The sequence below is a fragment of the Vreelandella sp. DA03-1M genome (assembly GCF_055725665.1).
In genome coordinates this window covers 423,807-439,730 of record NZ_CM146798.1, presented here as the reverse complement: position 1 = coordinate 439,730, position 15,924 = coordinate 423,807, and the positions used below count along the sequence as shown (strand labels likewise).

Below are 15,924 nucleotides of genomic sequence, written 5' to 3'. Positions count from 1 at the left end.
GCTCGAATAATCCCATCAAAAGCTCCTCCATCAAGCGCTGGGGGAGTTATAAAGTTAACAACGTTAAGGAGTCAGCTTGTATGAAATCTAGATGGACAACGCCATTGTCTGCTGCATTTATTGTCAGTGCTTTGAGTTCACCGTTTAGCCTCGCGGCCGAACCTGATACTCAAGAACCGCTGGTGATCCAGGAGCAAGGTAGCTTCTCCGTGGGTGGCTCCATAACCACGGAGCCAGGAGAGTTTGACCCGCTGAACCCTACTCAGCCTGATGGTCAAACCTTTCGAGGAGACCACCTTTATACGTTTTACCAGATTCCAGACGAAGCTCGGCAACTGCCTATCGTTATGTGGCACGGCTTTGGGCAATTCTCCAAGACGTGGGAGTCCACCCCGGATGGGCGTGAAGGCTTCCAAAACATCTTTCTTCGTCGCCAATACCCAGTTTATGTCATTGACCAACCGCGTCGTGGTAATGCTGGTCGCAGCACGGTCGGTACCGAAATCGAACCCACCCCTGATGAGCAGTTTTGGTTTGGGCAGTTTCGAGTGGGCGTCTGGCCAGATTATTTCGAAGGCGTACAGTTCCCGACCGATGAGGAGACGCTCGATCAGTACTTCCGCTCTATGACACCAGATACTGGCCCAGTCGATATCGACATAATGTCCGATGCTGTCTCTGCCCTGTTTGACGAGATTGGCCAAGGCATCCTGTTTACACACTCTCACAGTGGTGGCATGGGGTGGTCTGCAGCCATCAAGAATGATGATATCGAAGCCATCGTTGCCTTTGAGCCAGGCAGTAACTTCGTCTTCCCAGAAGGCGAGGTACCTGCGCCTAAAGAAAGCTCCTTCGATACGCTGGAAGGGGTAGCGATTCCAATGGAAGATTTCGAAAAACTAACCGAGCTCCCCATTATCATCTTTTATGGCGACAATATTCCTGCAGAGCCCACCGATATTCCCACCCAAGACGCTTGGCGGGTAAGACTCGAAATGGCGCGTGAATGGAGAGATGCCGTCAACGAACATGGCGGCGATGTCACGTTGGTTCACCTGCCTGAGATTGGCATTGAGGGTAACACCCACTTTCCCTTCTCGGACTTAAACAACATCGAAATTGCCGATCAGGTGTCGGACTTTCTGGCAGAGAAAGGATTGGATTAACGCTTTCTCCCGACTTTCATAATCAGCATCAACATTGCAATAGGACATGGATGTCCTAACCCCGCTACAGCCTGCAATCGCCAGCAAGGCTGCTCAAAAATTAATGAATTTATCTCATCGGTTCATGCTGGATATCGGGCTTAACCTCATCAGTCAACTCCCTTACGCTGCTGTTAAAAGCACGCTCATCACTATTAGCGTGCTTTAGGTACCGTTTGTTTAATCTTTCAGGAGCACTATATGAAACACACTGTATTAAAGGCTGCCGTTATGGCGGCAATGACCAGCATTTCAGTGAGTGGAGCTTGGGCAGCGGATTACCAAAACAATCCATTTACCTTGACTTATGAAGGCGCAATTACTGAAAACGTAAATGGCGAGGTCAATATTCACCCGGTCAGCTATGAACTCGATGGGGTAGATATTGCAGCTAACGTCTACACCCCTGCGGGTTATGATCCAGAGCAGAGCTATCCAACGGTAGTAGTGGCACACCCGAATGGCGGGATAAAAGAACAAGTGGCAGGTTTGTATGCACAACGCCTAGCGGAACAGGGCTACATCACCATTGCCGCGGACGCGGCCTATCAGGGTGAGAGTGGTGGCGAGCCGCGCAATGTGGACACGCCCACAAACCGCATTGAAGACATCCATGGCATGGCGGATTTCATCACTCAATATCCGGGCGCCAATGAGCAAAGCTTAGCCTTACTCGGCATCTGTGGCGGTGGTGGATATTCATTGGCAGCCGCCAAAACGGATAAACGCTTCCAGTCAGTTGCAACGCTCAGTATGTTCAACTCGGGCCGCGTTCGTCGCAATGGCTATGTGGATTCGCAAATGGACACGATCCAAGAGCGACTGCAGGAGGCTTCGGAAGCTCGCGACCAGCAAGCGGCTGGCGGAGAAGTGCTGTATGCAGCTGAAGGTTTCACTGAACTGACTGACGAACAGATTGCAGAGCTTCCCTTTGAGCTCTATAGCCAGGGGGCTATCTATTACGGTAGAACCCATGCACATCCGAACTCGACTGCCCGATACACTCAGAGCAGTTTGCTAGATTTGATGCGCTGGGACGCTACTGACCAGATCGAATTGATCGACCAGCCGCTCTTAATGATCGCCGGTAGCGAGGCCGAAACCCTCTACATGACCGAGGATGCATTCAGCATGGCCACCGGCACAGAGAATAAGGAATTGTTCCTAGTTGATGGTGCGACACATATCGAAACCTACTGGGTTCCCGAATATGTCGATAGCGCCGTCGATGAACTGACTGAATTCTATGCCCGAACATTGTAATAGAGAATTGCATCACGGTCGGGCTGCTATCTGTGGCCCGACTCGCTCATATGGCCAATGAAGGTGTTGCAGTCATCACATCGAAACCGGCTTATAGGAACCAGTGATACCCAAGTGTAGGCGAACATTAACTTCCTGACTTCATCCCTTATTGAGTACTGAAATGAAGAAGTATGCCCCCTATTTTGCCTTGTTTGCTTCAATTCTCTATTTACCCAGCGGGCAACTGCAGGCCGAGGAAAACCGTGTCCAGTTTCCTGATCTTGATGAGTTGGTGCACTACACAACCGTAAGGCGTGGCAATGTGATGGAACATATCATGACCACCCCCGAAGCCATGGAAGCCGTAGAGGAAGGACGTTCCATACCCTACGGAACGCATTTTGTGCTCGTTGACCATCGAGATGGCGAACTCTATCGCTACTTTATCATGGAGAAAGGCGAAGGCTTTGGTGATGACTACGATACGTCACGTAGAACCGACGACTGGCAGTTTCAATGGTTTTGGCCAGATAGATCAATTAATACCGATGAAAATACAGCCCGCTGCCAATCTTGCCACCGTCGACAGGCGTCGAGTGATTACCTGTTTACTGGCTATCGGATACCCCGATTTGATGGTTCACCTGTCGAGTAATGTTAGGAGCACCACGTGAGTTCAATTTTTTTGATGAGGCTGATATTTGACCTCACTGCGGCAGGTCTGCTGCTGTTTGGCTTTTCTTATTGGTGGCTTGGTAATCTTGCCCATGAAGTAGCTGGGACTGCACTGTTTCTTCTCCTTATTATTCACAACTTTTTTAATCGGCGTTGGTATCGCACGACCCCTAAGGCACGGCGTGCATCACGTGAGCTTTTCAACACCGTTGTAACGTTCATACTGATGGTTGTGATGTTGGTACTGATCGTCACTAGCATACTGATCTCTAATGCTTTATCTAGTGTCATGTCAGCTTATGGCGGCTTTACAGTGATGCAAATACACACGATGGCAGCTTATTGGGCACTCGTCATCGTGGCTATCCATCTCGGGTTACGCTGGCCATTACTCATGGGACTCGCTCGTAACGCTTTGGGCCTTCAACGCGATAGCCGTACGCGAACTGTCGTACTTCGATTAATAGCTATAATGATTGCGGCACATGGTGTGTGGAGTTCTTTTGAACTGGGGCTTGGGAGTAAGTTATCCATGCAAATGACACTCGTCTGGTGGAACTTCGAAGAATCAGTGGCAGGCTTTTTCATTCACTGCATAGCGATCGCCGGACTCTTCATGCTCTTGTCCTATTACTCGTCACAAGGGTTGCAGTGGCGCAAACGCAAGGCAGGTAGGTCAATCCCCCATTTTTAGAGACACATTCAGAGGCTATTACGCGTTTTACCCCGCTGAACGCGTAATACATCAGCCATCACAGCAAGGGCTATTTCGGCAGGTGTTTTGCTACCTAACGACAGGCCTATGGGCATATGCAGACTTGCTATTTCAGCTTCGTTGAGCCCACCTGAACGACGAAGCCGCTCTGCCCTAGCGTGAGAAGTTCGTTGTGACCCCATGACTCCGATATAAAAAGCAGGAGTGCGCACGGCTTCAATCATGGCTAGATCATCAATGCGAGGATCATGCGTCAGCGCGACGATAGCGGTAGCGGCATGACAACCGCCCGATGCAATGAATACAGAAGGAAGCTGGGCACGCACTTCCACACCTGGCACATCAAAACCAGCTAGCACCTCCTCACGCGGGTCGCAGATAATCACCTCATACCCTAACCCAAGCGCGAATTGAGCACAGGCCTCGGAGACAGGCGATATTCCCGCAATAATTAAACGGGTAGCTGGTGTTAAACGGATGTGCGCCACATTGGTATTCGCGTCCCAGGTCACTCGCGGCCCAATGCCATCATCAACAACGAAGCTTCTCGCATTGCTGTTAAGTTCAATACACCGCGCCAATGCTTTTTGGCCTAGCAAGGTGTCACGGAATACTTCAAGGTGAGCTAAAGCATCTTGCTCAGGTGGCAGTCGCTCAATAAGAACATCGAGAATACCCCCACAAGGAAGGACAACGCCTGCGCCTTCAGCACCGCCCTCACCATAGCGAAGAGCGGTCATTGGTGTGTCAAACTCACCCGCGGCCAGCCGTTCAAGAAAGTCCTCCTCAACACACCCACCTGACAGCGACCCAACATACTGCCCCTCGCTACTGACAACGAATAAAGCGCCCGGTGGACGTGGGGAGGAGCCATAGGTTGCCATCACCGTGCATAGCCACACGGTGGCACCGTCACGTGCCCAAGCAAGTGCCTGCTCGATAACCTTTAGATCAAGATGCTGCATTTTCACCTCGCATCAACTGGCTAAAAGGGAAGGCAGCCAATGCATCAAAACCTAGAAGCCATCGTGTTAAACGTCATTTAGTTAAACTGCTGATTAACTAAATGCTCTCGTTGCTGCGTTTGATGCTGGCACGATCATGAATAGCGCCACCAATAGGGCTAGGCACACCATAATGCTGCCTCCCAAAACAGCCACTGAGATTTGATGGCTGAGCAGAGTGATTCCCGTTAAAGGTGCATTGCTGGCATGGGCAAAAAAAGCGATCAAGATACCAAGCCCCAGTGTTCCACCCATTTGGTGGGCCACGTTGACCATGCCTGAAGCTGCACCTTGATCGTCAGAGTGGACTTGGCTAACACCGGCGACGGTCAGCGGGCCCAATGCTGAGCCGTTTCCGAGTCCAATCAATAACATGGGCAACGCTATTCCAGACCAATAACTGGCATTCTCATCGGCTAGCGAAAGCCAAAACATACCCACAGTGAGTAGCACTAAAGAAAGGCATAACACGCCACCGTTGCCAAAACGGCGTGTCAATATAGGCACCGAAAGTGCAGCGACAAAGGTGGGTATGGTCATAGGTAAGAAGCCAATACCCGCTTGCAATGGCGAGAAGCCCAACACGAGCTGCATAAACTGAGTGGAAAAAAAGAAAAAACTTACCATCGCCCCAAGAAACAGTAGACGCCCTAAATAGGCACCGACCCTTTCACGACTGGCGAAGAGCCTTAAGGGTAGCATTGGCTGAGCTACGCGCTGTTCAGTAACAATAAAAAGTGCAAGCAACCCAATCGAGATGGCTAACACTCCCAAGGTGCTCATTGCCAACCAGCCCACCTCAGTGGAGTGAACAATGGCATAAACCAATGCCCCCATACCGAGGGTAGAGCTGACTGCGCCTACCACGTCAAAAGCCCCTTTTTGTCGTGAGGTCTCGCTCAATACGCGCATTGCCATGGTAATCAGAGCCAAGCCAATGGGAACATTCATAAAAAACCCCACTCGCCAAGAGAGCTGATCAGCAAATACACCCCCTAGTACCAGCCCCAAGCTAGCACCGCCCCCCGCTACCATCGAATAATACGCCAATGCCCTCGTCCGCTCAGGCCCTTCTGGAAAGGTCGTTGAGATAAGCGCTAATACTGAAGGCGCTAAAATAGCCGCCCCTATGCCTTGTATCCCCCGCGCGATAATCAGCCAGTACGGTGTTTGTGCCAAACCTATCGCAAGCGATGACAAGGTAAATATCCATAGGCCTACTAGCAACATTCTCTTACGGCCCAACAGATCGCCTGCGCGCGCGGCTAATAATAAAAAACCACCAAAAAAAAGCGTGTAGATATTTTGTACCCACGACAGTCCCACTGAAGTAAAGCCGAGATCATCGCGCATCTCAGGCAGTCCCGTTACGACAATGGAGATATCGAGAACAATCATTAAATAACTGATTAACACTACACCCAGCACTGCGCTGGGGTGACCATTAATTAAGCGGCTGTCAGCCGACTCACTTGACGACATTATTCACTCCTTAAACCAAGGCATCTATTCTTAACCTGCAATTAGCGGGCATGGCTCATAATATTCAGGTGTCCTGAATAGGGTGAGGCAGCGATGGCGATACAGCGCATGCTGGAGCGTTGTGCTATGGCCTACCCATCAGCTCCGTAACAGCTAGTAGCGGTGCAAAAAGTAGTGATAAGACTTTAGCAAAAGGCAATTTTTATGATTAGATAGCAAAATATGGATGAGCTAATGAAGGAAATTCATCAATGTCGCGCGATAATTTCAATGATTTACACGCATTTCTCATGGTCGCCAAAAAGGGCAGCTTCACGCGGGCCGCTGCAGAGCTAGGTGTATCACAATCGGCTCTTAGGGTAGTGTTCAGAATTCTGTGTCATTTCTTTAGACTGAACCGAAAAGAGATGACTTATGACCAAACCTATGTTCGATATGGATGCCGCACTTCAAGCTCTGCGTGAGGGCAAAGACCTCACCGGCAAAGACGGTATCCTGACCCCGTTGATCAAGCAACTCACCGAAGCCGCCATGCAAGGTGAGCTGGAGGCCCATCTAGCCTCGGAGGACACAGCCAACCGCAAGAACGGTTCCAGTCGCAAGACCATGAAGGGGCCGACTGGCAGCTTTGAGCTGGACGCACCGAGAGACCGGACCGGCTCCTTCGAGCCCCAGATCGTCAAGAAGCACCAGACCCACCTTACTGACGAACTGGAACGTAAAATCATTGCCCTGTTCGCACTCGGTAACAGCTATCAGGACATCCGTACGCACATCGCCGAGCTGTATGGTGTTTCGCTCTCCAACGGCACCATCAACGCCGTCACCGACAAACTGCTACCGGAGCTGCAAGCCTGGCGTGAGCGTGACCTGGAAGCTATTTACCCCATTGTCTGGCTCGACGCCATTCACTACAAAATCAAAGAGAATGGTCGCTACGTCAGCAAAGCGATCTACACGCTCCTTGGCCTGAACATCGAGGGCAAGAAAGAACTGCTCGGCCTCTACCTCTCGGACCAGGAAGGTGCTCACCACTGGCTCAGTGTACTCACGGACCTCTACAACCGGGGCGTCAAAGACATCCTGATTGCCTGTATCGATGGACTGAAGGGCTTCCCCGAAGCCATTGAGTCGATTTACCCCGACACCGAGATCCAGCACTGTATCATTCACCAGATCCGGAACTCGATGAAGTACATTGCCTCGAAAAACCAGAAGGCCTTTATGGCCGACCTGAAAGCCGTCTACAAGGCTGCCACGCTCAATGCCGCCGAACTTGCGCTTGATGACCTGGAAGCCAAGTGGGGTGATAAATATCCCATGGTTATCAAGTCCTGGCGGGACAAGTGGCCCACGCTCTCAGCCTACTTCAAATACCCCGATTACGTGCGCAAGGCGATTTACACCACCAACGCGGTGGAAGCCGTACACCGCCAGTTCCGCAAGCTCACCAAGACCAAGGGCGGCTTCGCCAATGAGAACAGCTTACTCAAGCTGCTCTATGCCGGTATACTCAAGGCCTCTGAGCGCTGGACGCACCCCGTGCAGAACTGGAACTTGACGCTGTCACAGATGGCCATCCACTTCCCAGGGCGCTTGGAACATCACATCAGCCTATAAGGCTGGTTGGCTGACACAGAGTTTTGAACACCCTCGCTCTTAGTCATGCCATGCGCGGTTTAGAAGAAAGGTTGGGCATCCGCTTGTTAATGCGTACCACAAGAAGCGTCTCACCTACCAACGCAGGTGAACGGTTAATTCGCACCATAGGTCCTTGCTTTGAAGACATTCAGTCAGAGCTAACCGCCCTCAACGAACTACGTGACAAGCCAGCAGGTACTATCAGGCTTTCAAGTAGCAGCCACGCTGCCGATTATATTTTAATACCTAAGCTACAACCGTTTTTAAAGGAGTACCCAGATATTCAAGTTGAGATCAATGTAGATAATGGATTAACGGATATTGTCTCTGAACGGTTTGATGCAGGTGTCCGGCTTGGCGAACGCGTCGCGAAAGATATGATAGCTACTTGTATAGGCCCTAATATGCGGATGGTTGTTGTAGCAGCACCAGATTATTTTGAGCATTATTCACAGCCAAAAGACCCCCATGAGTTGACTGAACATAATTGTATTAATTTCCGGTTTCCAACCCACGGTGGTTTATATATGTGGGAATTTGAGAAGAAAGGCCATGCAATGAACGTATCGACAGAGGGACAACTTATCGTCAACAATACTCAACAACAAATAAATGCCACGTTAGCGGGCGTAGGGTTAGGTTTCGTCCCAGAAGATATGGTGGAGGAATACATTAAATCTGGGCAGCTAATTCAAGTGTTAGATGATTGGTGCCCTTACTTCCCTGGATTTCATCTCTATTATCCAAATCGACGTCAACCATCGCCCGCTTTTTCACTGCTATTGGAGGCATTACGCTCATCTTCATAGGCGCGGCAATACTATTGATGAGTTAAATTCATAGCCACATCCCAATTTATACCTCTAATGCTTATTACGGCATGGCATTATGGTGATGCTATCTGATACATATTTTTAAAAATCAATCGCGTATCGGTCTAAAATCGCTACTCACTTGAAGGGGTATGTAGTTGAAATTTAGTTGGAAAAAAATTCTAGGTGTTCTATTACTTCTGGTTTTATCAATTGGCGTAGCTGGGTATGCTTACCTTCAATCTCCAAAATTTGGTGCGCCGCCCGATCAAGAGAGCTTAGCGCTTTTTCAACAATCTCCAAATTATTCAGACGGGATTTTTCATAACCTAGAGCCAATCCCTGAGATCACAATGGAATCAGACTCCGATCGCGGCTGGTTAGACTTTTTCTTTACTGGAGATAGCGGAAGAGCACCCTCACAGGCGTTACCTACAGTAAAGACAAACTTACATGAAATAGAACAAAGCGAAGACATCATTGTTTGGTTAGGGCACTCCTCATTTTATGTACAAGTGGCGGGGCAACGTATTTTAATCGACCCAGTCCTTAGTCAAAATGCCTCACCTATCCCCTTCAACATCCAAGCATTTGAAGGGACGAGCATCTATACCGTAGAAGATATCCCTGATATCGATTATGTCTTAATTTCCCATGATCACTGGGATCATTTGGATTATCCCACGGTGATGGCGTTACAGGATCAAATCGATAACGTTATCGTAGGGCTGGGTGTGGGTTCACACTTTCGAAGCTGGGGATTTGATAATGATCAGATTATTGAAACCGATTGGAACACTCAAATAAGCCTGGATGACGAACTAGTTATCCATGTACTTCCCGCACGTCATTATTCAGGCCGCCTGTTTCAACGTAATCAGACGCTTTGGGTATCTTTTGGCATTCAATCACCACAAAGGCAACTGTATTTCAGTGGTGATAGCGGCTATGGAAGCCACTTTCAAGCTATAGCCAATGCGTTAGGCGCAGTAGATGTAGCCATGCTAGATGCAGGCCAATACGATGAACAATGGCGTTTTACGCACATGATGCCTGAAGATGCCGCTCAAGCGGGCCGCGACCTAAGGGCGACGGGGGTTATACCGGCTCATGTAGGAAGGTTTTCGCTCGCCTTTCACGATTGGGACGACCCATTTAACCAGTTGGCAGGTCTTGACCAAGATGAACCATTCGGGCTGTTAACTCCACGTATTGGTGAAGTTATTGAGCTAGATTCTTTGTCAGAGCTTGATTTCACCCAGTGGTGGGATATCGACGACACTTCAGATGACTAAGAATAATTGGCTATTAAACCGTCTATTTAATGGATAATACCCTATGCTTTATTTTCGTTTTACCTTATTGATGGCTACCTTATCAGCCTCTTCCACTCTATACGCGCAAGAACAGGAGAGTGAGAGTGACCTTCAAAGCGACGATGCGAATTTAATTGTCTATTTAACACGTACCAACAATACGAAAGCCGTCGCTTCTATGATTCATGAAGCAGTGGGCGGAGAACTTATTGAGCTAGCATTAGAATCGCCCTATCCTGAAGATTATGAGTCTATCGTATCTCAAGTAGACGAAGAGAATGAAACGGGGTACCTTCCTCCTCTTGAGACAACCATCGGTAATATAGAGCAATACGATACCATTTTTATTGGCTTTCCTACCTGGGACATGACACTACCTCCGCCAATGAAAAGCTTCTTGAGTGAATATGATTTAAGCGGGAAAACCGTTATCCCTTTTAATACTAATGGTGGTTACGGTTTAGGCAGCACATTGGAGGTTATTGAAGAATTGTGTGCTGGATGCCAGATATTAGAAGCATTTGAGACGAAGGGTGGTTTAGAAAGGGATGGCATTCTACTAGCTATAAAAAATGAACGACAAGAAGAAGTTGAGGCTGACGTTTTAGCTTGGTTGGAAAGCATAGGCTATTCAGCCTTAAGATGAGAAGACTACGTTAACATAAGTAATTTTATATTTTAATTACCATGATTCCAAGAAATGCAGAGGATCCTCGATCCGTAACTCGGCACTCTGCATCCTGCTTTTCTGCACTGGATGCTCTCCCTTAACATCAAGAAATCGAGTTCCCTCAGTTTCGCTGAAACTAGCTCGCGCCATCTCCATACCCGACACCGCCCACCCAGTAAACAGGTTCCCATTGGACTAATCCCGGGGACAGTTGAGGCCCCCGGTTTTGATATCAGTTATTAATTTTGACACTTTGTCGATGGTTCGCTTGTGGGCGCCTTCTCGGCTCGTACCTGACTCACCACATGAATAAGCCTTCCCCCTACGCTCACAGCAACATTCTCTAACCCATGCCTCACGGGGTGGTTTGAAGCCAGCCCATGCAGGGTCGGCTCCCCCATAATTTCAACTGTTTCTCATATCGCACATACAACTTCTTTCGTTTAGCTGATATTGCTGTGGCACACACAACTGGGTTGAAAATCAACAAGAAGTCTTACGATTAGTGACTGCTGCGGTTGCGCTCCAAGGCGTTGCGATACACCGCCAGCAGGCGATAGAAACCGTGTACGAACTTGCCGTAGGGCATGGTGATAAAAAGTGCCATCACTACCCCAAGGTGTACAACTAGCATTACACCCATAGCCGAGGTCTCGCGCAACAGCATCAGCGCCAGGCCAGTGAAGCCGGTTAGCCACAGCAGCGCGATAAAGGCCACGTCCATACCCATCTGGCGTACATCGGCGGTATTCTGATCGCGCACCAGCTTGAGGTACAGGAGCCCCGCCGGGCCAATCAACAGGCCGATGCCGCCCAGGGTGCCTAACAGCTTCGGCAGGCTGGTGAAGTCGTAGGGCGCCTGCCAGTCGAACACGTAGTGATAGATGGTGCCAGTAACGGTGGCGGCGAAGCTGAGCATGAAGCCGTAGAAGGTGAAGTGGTGAAAACGCCGCCGCCATTGGGAGTGGTAGGCGTCGGGATAGGTGCAGCCGACCTCACCCTGGCCGTGCAGGTGCTGGAGCGAGAAGGTCTCCTTGAGCGCTTGGCGCCAGCTCCGGGCATCGCCAAGCCCAGCCACGCCCTCACCGCTCTCACTCCAGAAGCGTACCATTCCCATCACCAGCGCCAGTAGCACGAATAGCGACACCGAGCCGAAGGTCACTACTATTACGTTGTGCGGCATCAGCGCGTAGAAGTCGCCGCCATGCTGGGTGGTGACCAGCGCCGCCAGCCCGCCGTTGAGACCGACTGCAATCAGCAACAGCAGCGTCACCCCCACCGCCAACGCCAGCGCGGTGAGCAGGCCATTGCGGTCGAACAGCTTCGCCAGCGGACCCGGCCAGGCGTAGTCGCGATAGGATTCGGCGCGCAGCTTGGCCATCGACTGCGGCACGTTGACAGCAAACTCGTGGGGCGGCGCGTACTGACAGGCGTAGTAGCATTCACCACAGTTATGGCAAAGATTGGCCAAATACTTGAGGTCCTCGGGAGTGAAAACGCGGCGACGTTCCATTGCTGGAAATACCGGGCAGAACCCCTCGCAATACCGACAGGCATTGCAAATTGTCATATTGCTCCGAGTTTCTTCAATTAACGCTTCAATCTTTTGCATAACTGCCTGCCTCTTTGCCTGCGATGCGGCCGAACACGGTGCCGATGGTCATGCCGAAGCCGGCGACGTAGCCCTGTCCGAGAATGTTTCCGGCCATGATCTCGCCGGCCAGGAAGACGTTATCGGACAGCTCTCCGCTGTCCATGTACATGCGCGCCTTGTCATCGACCTCAGCGCCCAGGTAGGTGAAGGTGATGCCGGTGCGCAGCGGATAGCCGTAGAACGGCGGCTCATCAATACGCTGCGCCCAGTGGGTCTTCTCCGGGGTAACGCCCCAGGTGTGACAGTCGTCGAGCACGCTGTGGTCGAAGTTGCCGGGCTGCACTGCGGCGTTGAAATCGTCGACGGTCTTGCGCACGGCGTCGACCGGTAACTCGAGCTTGGCCGCCAGCTCATTGAGGGTGTCGGCCTGCTCGGGGGGAAACACCGAGGGCATGAAGCGACCCTGAGCCTTAGCATCGGTGATCGAGTAGCCCACTTGTCCGGGCTGTTTGGCGATAAGCCGACCCCAGATGGCATAGCGCTTGGGCCAAAAGTCTTCGCCCTCGTCGTAGAAGCGCTCTCCGTCGCGATTAACCACAATACCCAGTGACACGCAGTCGACTCGGGTGACGATGCCGCCGTCGTACTTGGGTGCGCGGGCGTCAATGGCCACCGCATGGCCCTGGGTTGGATCGCCGATGATCTTGGCACCGTTGTCGATCAGCGCACGCAGCATCTTGCCCTGGTTGAAGCGCGTGCCGCGAATCAAGAAGTTGCGTGAAACCTCCCCCCAAGCCTCCTCCAGCCACGCCTGGTTGGACTCAAAGCCCCCCGAGGCAATCACCACCGCCTTGGCACTGACTTTGCGTGGTGAACCATTATAGGTCACCAGGGCATGATCGAAGCGCTTGCCGTCGAACACTAGGCTCTCGGCCTCAGCCTCGTAGAGTATAGTCACGCCGAGGCGCTCGGCGGCCTGGTAATAGGTGTTGACCAGTGCCTTGCCGCCGCCCAGGAAGAAGGCGTTGGTGCGCCCCAGGTGCAAGGTACCGCCCAGCGACGGCTGGAAGCGCACGCCGTAGTCCTTCATCCATTCGGCACAGGTTTCCGAGGCACGTATCACGTGGCGCGCCAGGGCCTCATTGGTTATACCCCCGGTGACCCGCCACACGTCGTCGAAGAACTCATCCTCAAGATAGGCATCGCTCAGCACATCGGTGGGCTCGCGGTGCATGCAGCGCAGGTTGCGGGTGTGAATGCTGTTGCCGCCGCGCCACTTGTGCGGCGCACTTTCAAGCAGCAACACGCTGGCTCCCTGCTCGCGCGCCGTCAGCGCGGCGCATAGCGCAGCGTTGCCCCCGCCGATAACCAGAACATCGTGGTCAGTTAGATCAGCTTCGCTGAGACGCGTTCCAGACGATGACAACATCTTGACCCCCAAAATAGCTCACAGGAAAAACATGGGCTGAGTGAGAATCGCCCACCACCATCCACACAAAGAATACAAATGTATTCATTCGAATTCAAATGAAATATTATTATTTTTAGATCACAGTTAAACTGAAAATATGTATGGGACCAAACATGAAGAAGCCAGTAACCGGTAGCACCCAATCCTCAGCCAACAATGAACGCGGCGAGCCACTTAGCGAACAGGCGTATCGCTTCATCATCGATGCCATTAAGGAGGGCAGCCTGCTGCCCGGCACGCGCATTCGAGAGGTCGAGCTGGCCAAGCGTACTGGCCTTAGTAGAACCCCGGTGCGTGAAGCGCTAAATCGACTACAGCTAGAAGGCCTGGTGGCCAACGACCCTTCGCGCGGCATCATCATCACCGAGCTCGACCAAAGCATGATCAGTGAGCTCTACGCGATGCGGGAGGTTCTGGAGGGCACTGCCGCGGGCTTGGCAGCACGCCATGCTTCAGAGGTGGAAATCGCTTTTTTGCGAGAGATCAATGAGCGTGATGCCAAGCTCACTGATACTTTGGACTTGCTACGCAATAACAAGCTCTTCCACAGCACACTCTATCGCTGTGCACACAATCGCTACCTATTGAAGATGTTAAATTCTTTACAGGAATCAATGATGCTACTGGGGCGCAGCACCCTAGCCAAACCAGGACGGCCAGAGATCGCTCGCAAGGAACATCAGGAGATTATCAATGCCCTCGAGGCTCGTGACCCCAAAACTGCAGAGCAGCTCTCCCGCACCCATATCCGGGAAGCTTACAAGACACGTCTAGAGGCATTTTTGGAACCATACGAATAGCCAAAAAACAACACAACAGAAGATCAAAGAAAATTGGGGGCTACACTCTTCAATGGGTGACCACATACTGGCCTTGCTACTCTTTTGGAATCACTAGAGGTAAAAGCACAGCCATAAGCAACAAACGTACTACATGATGCACACCAACGAACGAGGAGTCATATCCCGTCGTCAAAGAAATAATCGCCATTACTTCAGCTGCTCCCGGGGCATATGCTAATAATAGTTGACCGAATGGAAGCCCAAGGCTTTTTCCAACAAATAAAGCAGCTGCTGAGGATATCCCTAACGCCAGGATGATGGTTAAAATTGAAATTGGCAGCATATTAACCAACATTCGCCAATCAGCATTAACAAACCTAGACCCAATCATCACACCGGTAAAAAGGAGAATGGTCTTTTCTATTTCACTTGGCAAACCGCCTAATGAAACTCCAGAAATTGAGGCTAGCATAGCCCCCAAGATTGCTCCTATCATTATGGCGGCTGGTAGCCGAATGTAATGAACTATTACAATACCAAAAAATGCAACTGCTACGACGACAGGCACAGCCCCCCAGTTAATATACTCATCTTTGAGATTAACCTCATTAAATGACATCCCATGCAGCATGACAGGCATAACAGTCACCAAAAAGACAACTCTCAAGCTCTGCAGTATAGTAATAGCATGTAAGTCTTTCTTAGAACCGTTAGCAAATTGCAGCATTAACACCAAGTGACCAGGATATGCTGCAAGAAAAGCCGAGCTTTTATTAAAGCCACCAATGCGTCGCAAAACAAAGCATACTGAGATAAATGTCAACCAAAGCGAAAAAAACATGCCAAGTATACTAGGAAACCAACGCCAAATAGATGAAACCGCATGAACATCCAAGGCTCCACCAATATTAATAGCTATAACAAATACAGTTATATTTTGAAGCCAAAGAGGAAACACTATTGGCCATTTCAGTAGGGCGAGACAGACAGAAGAAAATAAAGGCCCAAGAAGCCAAGCGCTAGGTATACCTAGCGCTTGTGCTATCGAGGCACCGAATAGGCCGCATACTAGTGTTATCGCCAAACTACAAAAAACATTCATAACTTAGGGCCTGTTGATGCTGCACATGGGTAGCCATAAAAAGCCGCAGGCCAAGGCCACCATGCTCTCGTAGTTTCGCTTGAGTTTATCGTTTCGTGTCGCGATGGCACGATACGATTTTAATCGAGCAAAGGTATTTTCAACGCGGCGGCATAGTACAGATGGCCTAGCCAAAACGCTTGAGTGGGATTGAGTTAACGGCTCATGATG

Annotated in this window: 15 protein-coding genes; 10 read left to right on the top strand and 5 right to left on the bottom strand. The window is 50.6% G+C overall.

Annotated features, from left to right (window positions below; genetic code table 11):
* Positions 1 to 80 precede the first annotated feature (80 nt).
* The 4 genes from ACXUPB_RS02060 (at position 81) to ACXUPB_RS02045 (ending at position 3,819) form a co-directional block, all read left to right on the top strand.
* Positions 81 to 1,166, top strand: coding sequence for an alpha/beta hydrolase (locus tag ACXUPB_RS02060; protein WP_472955111.1), 1,086 nt, complete (start codon positions 81 to 83; stop codon positions 1,164 to 1,166).
* A gap of 240 nt (positions 1,167 to 1,406) precedes the next feature.
* Positions 1,407 to 2,468: an alpha/beta hydrolase gene (locus ACXUPB_RS02055; RefSeq protein ID WP_472955109.1), complete on the top strand. Its 1,062-nt coding sequence runs from the start codon at positions 1,407 to 1,409 to the stop codon at positions 2,466 to 2,468.
* A gap of 163 nt (positions 2,469 to 2,631) precedes the next feature.
* Positions 2,632 to 3,105, top strand: coding sequence for a cytochrome P460 family protein (locus ACXUPB_RS02050; RefSeq protein ID WP_176302468.1), 474 nt, complete (start codon positions 2,632 to 2,634; stop codon positions 3,103 to 3,105).
* 15 nt (positions 3,106 to 3,120) lie between these two features.
* Positions 3,121 to 3,819, top strand: a complete 699-nt coding sequence (locus ACXUPB_RS02045; protein WP_176302467.1) for a DUF4405 domain-containing protein — start codon at positions 3,121 to 3,123, stop codon at positions 3,817 to 3,819.
* 8 nt (positions 3,820 to 3,827) lie between these two features.
* Here the strand turns inward: ACXUPB_RS02045 and ACXUPB_RS02040 are convergent, their stop codons facing one another.
* Together ACXUPB_RS02040 and ACXUPB_RS02035 are read right to left on the bottom strand one after the other, a co-directional pair.
* Positions 3,828 to 4,805 carry an XdhC family protein gene (locus ACXUPB_RS02040; RefSeq protein ID WP_176302466.1) on the bottom strand — a complete coding sequence of 326 codons (978 nt, stop codon included), beginning with the start codon at positions 4,803 to 4,805 and terminating at the stop codon, positions 3,828 to 3,830.
* Between the two features lie 93 nt (positions 4,806 to 4,898).
* Positions 4,899 to 6,326 carry an MFS transporter gene (locus ACXUPB_RS02035; protein ID WP_472955105.1) on the bottom strand — a complete coding sequence of 476 codons (1,428 nt, stop codon included), beginning with the start codon at positions 6,324 to 6,326 and terminating at the stop codon, positions 4,899 to 4,901.
* 251 nt (positions 6,327 to 6,577) lie between these two features.
* Between ACXUPB_RS02035 and ACXUPB_RS02030 the strand changes: the two genes are divergently transcribed.
* From ACXUPB_RS02030 to ACXUPB_RS02010, 5 genes are all read left to right on the top strand, one after another.
* A complete protein-coding gene (locus tag ACXUPB_RS02030; RefSeq protein WP_472955103.1) occupies positions 6,578 to 6,790 on the top strand; it encodes a LysR family transcriptional regulator in 213 nt (70 codons plus the stop codon).
* Positions 6,741 to 7,946 carry an IS256 family transposase gene (locus ACXUPB_RS02025; protein WP_035565815.1) on the top strand — a complete coding sequence of 402 codons (1,206 nt, stop codon included), beginning with the start codon at positions 6,741 to 6,743 and terminating at the stop codon, positions 7,944 to 7,946. Before ACXUPB_RS02030 ends, ACXUPB_RS02025 begins: the two co-directional genes overlap by 50 nt.
* Before the next feature lie 23 nt (positions 7,947 to 7,969).
* On the top strand, positions 7,970 to 8,776 hold the full coding sequence (locus ACXUPB_RS02020; RefSeq protein WP_472955101.1) for a LysR substrate-binding domain-containing protein: 807 nt from the start codon (positions 7,970 to 7,972) through the stop codon (positions 8,774 to 8,776).
* A 161-nt stretch (positions 8,777 to 8,937) separates the two neighbouring features.
* On the top strand, positions 8,938 to 10,074 hold the full coding sequence (locus ACXUPB_RS02015) for an MBL fold metallo-hydrolase (RefSeq protein ID WP_217908939.1): 1,137 nt from the start codon (positions 8,938 to 8,940) through the stop codon (positions 10,072 to 10,074).
* A gap of 43 nt (positions 10,075 to 10,117) precedes the next feature.
* Complete coding sequence (locus tag ACXUPB_RS02010) at positions 10,118 to 10,741, top strand: flavodoxin family protein (RefSeq protein ID WP_176304492.1); 624 nt, start codon at positions 10,118 to 10,120, stop codon at positions 10,739 to 10,741.
* 526 nt (positions 10,742 to 11,267) lie between these two features.
* Here ACXUPB_RS02010 and tcuB read toward each other — a convergent pair.
* Both tcuB and tcuA read right to left on the bottom strand, forming a co-directional pair.
* The gene (gene tcuB / locus ACXUPB_RS02005; RefSeq protein WP_176304493.1) at positions 11,268 to 12,377 is read right to left on the bottom strand and encodes a tricarballylate utilization 4Fe-4S protein TcuB; all 1,110 of its coding nucleotides are present in this window, start codon (positions 12,375 to 12,377) and stop codon (positions 11,268 to 11,270) included.
* Entirely contained in the window at positions 12,364 to 13,788 is a 1,425-nt protein-coding gene (tcuA, locus tag ACXUPB_RS02000; RefSeq protein WP_176304494.1) for an FAD-dependent tricarballylate dehydrogenase TcuA, read from the bottom strand. Before tcuA ends, tcuB begins: the two co-directional genes overlap by 14 nt.
* Before the next feature lie 155 nt (positions 13,789 to 13,943).
* Between tcuA and ACXUPB_RS01995 the strand changes: the two genes are divergently transcribed.
* Positions 13,944 to 14,630: a GntR family transcriptional regulator gene (locus ACXUPB_RS01995; protein ID WP_176304495.1), complete on the top strand. Its 687-nt coding sequence runs from the start codon at positions 13,944 to 13,946 to the stop codon at positions 14,628 to 14,630.
* Positions 14,631 to 14,706: 76 nt separating this feature from the next.
* Here the strand turns inward: ACXUPB_RS01995 and ACXUPB_RS01990 are convergent, their stop codons facing one another.
* Positions 14,707 to 15,714 (bottom strand): AbrB family transcriptional regulator, encoded by a 1,008-nt coding sequence (locus tag ACXUPB_RS01990; protein WP_176304496.1) that lies wholly within the window; start codon positions 15,712 to 15,714, stop codon positions 14,707 to 14,709.
* Positions 15,715 to 15,924 lie beyond the last annotated feature (210 nt).

Coding starts and splice junctions, on each gene's coding strand:
- tcuA (WP_176304494.1), bottom strand. CDS start 13,788: ATGTTGTCATCGTCTGGAACGCGTCTCAGCGAAGCTGATCTAACTGAC.
- ACXUPB_RS02040 (WP_176302466.1), bottom strand. CDS start 4,805: ATGCAGCATCTTGATCTAAAGGTTATCGAGCAGGCACTTGCTTGGGCA.
- ACXUPB_RS02010 (WP_176304492.1), top strand. CDS start 10,118: ATGCTTTATTTTCGTTTTACCTTATTGATGGCTACCTTATCAGCCTCT.
- ACXUPB_RS02060 (WP_472955111.1), top strand. CDS start 81: ATGAAATCTAGATGGACAACGCCATTGTCTGCTGCATTTATTGTCAGT.
- ACXUPB_RS02025 (WP_035565815.1), top strand. CDS start 6,741: ATGACCAAACCTATGTTCGATATGGATGCCGCACTTCAAGCTCTGCGT.
- ACXUPB_RS01995 (WP_176304495.1), top strand. CDS start 13,944: ATGAAGAAGCCAGTAACCGGTAGCACCCAATCCTCAGCCAACAATGAA.
- ACXUPB_RS02050 (WP_176302468.1), top strand. CDS start 2,632: ATGAAGAAGTATGCCCCCTATTTTGCCTTGTTTGCTTCAATTCTCTAT.
- ACXUPB_RS02055 (WP_472955109.1), top strand. CDS start 1,407: ATGAAACACACTGTATTAAAGGCTGCCGTTATGGCGGCAATGACCAGC.
- ACXUPB_RS02030 (WP_472955103.1), top strand. CDS start 6,578: ATGTCGCGCGATAATTTCAATGATTTACACGCATTTCTCATGGTCGCC.
- ACXUPB_RS02035 (WP_472955105.1), bottom strand. CDS start 6,326: ATGTCGTCAAGTGAGTCGGCTGACAGCCGCTTAATTAATGGTCACCCC.
- tcuB (WP_176304493.1), bottom strand. CDS start 12,377: ATGCAAAAGATTGAAGCGTTAATTGAAGAAACTCGGAGCAATATGACA.
- ACXUPB_RS01990 (WP_176304496.1), bottom strand. CDS start 15,714: ATGAATGTTTTTTGTAGTTTGGCGATAACACTAGTATGCGGCCTATTC.